The organism is Pseudoalteromonas sp. Isolate6, from assembly GCF_022398435.1.
Lineage (GTDB): Bacteria > Pseudomonadota > Gammaproteobacteria > Enterobacterales > Alteromonadaceae > Pseudoalteromonas > Pseudoalteromonas galatheae.
Genome location: NZ_JAKEVK010000408.1, coordinates 1 through 748, shown reverse-complemented (window position 1 = coordinate 748; position 748 = coordinate 1). Strand labels below are relative to the sequence as shown.

General features: G+C 38.8%; 1 pseudogene. It reads right to left on the bottom strand.

The window, feature by feature from the left end:
* Positions 1-748 (bottom strand): annotated as a pseudogene (locus L1D50_RS23185) (hypothetical protein); the annotation flags it as partial.

Here is a 748-nt window from a genome sequence, read left to right as displayed (position 1 = left end):
ATAATAGAGCTTGTTTTAATGTTTCAGCATGAACTTTTTCTCGCTTCACATATTTAATCCATTGTTTAGCAAGGTTTGCTGATTTTTTGTGCTTTTCAGCTTGTTCGAATGCCAATATAGAAGCATCAAAGTTTTGCAGGTTAAACTGTGCCATTCCAAGTGCAACATAGGCGTTAGACTCAAACGTTAAATCGCCTTTATTGAGAGCAAGTCGGGCGTGATCTGCGGCTTCATCATACTTTTCAAGATTTAAGTAGATCTCTGCAAGTCTCTGATCTAAATTGCCATGTTCAACTTTTTCAGTTGCTGCTAGGAAGAAAGGTAGTGACTTTTTATCTTCTCTTGCTTGAACGAACGCTTCTGCGATAAAAGTTAGGTTTTTGGCGCTGTCTTCAACGACACCTGCTTTTATTCCGTTATCGAGTGCTTCCGCTGCTTTAAAAGGCAAGGCGTTCATTAAATAAACTTGAGCAAGCTGCATATAATCCGACTTTGATTTTATAAAGCCCCTTTGCTTCGCAGTTTCAAATGTTGCAAGCTGTTTTTTCTCGGCACCTATCTCACCGTACATACCACCAAGTTGGATCCAGTATTGTGGTTTGTCATAGAGGGTAACCATTTTCTCTAAAACATCCGCTACCTTTTCTGGCTGATTTAATGAATAATATATCGCACGCTGAAGAACTAGCCAGTTTTCTTTTGGTAGTTCACCGTCGGCTTCAACTAAATTAATTGCAGTATTTATATT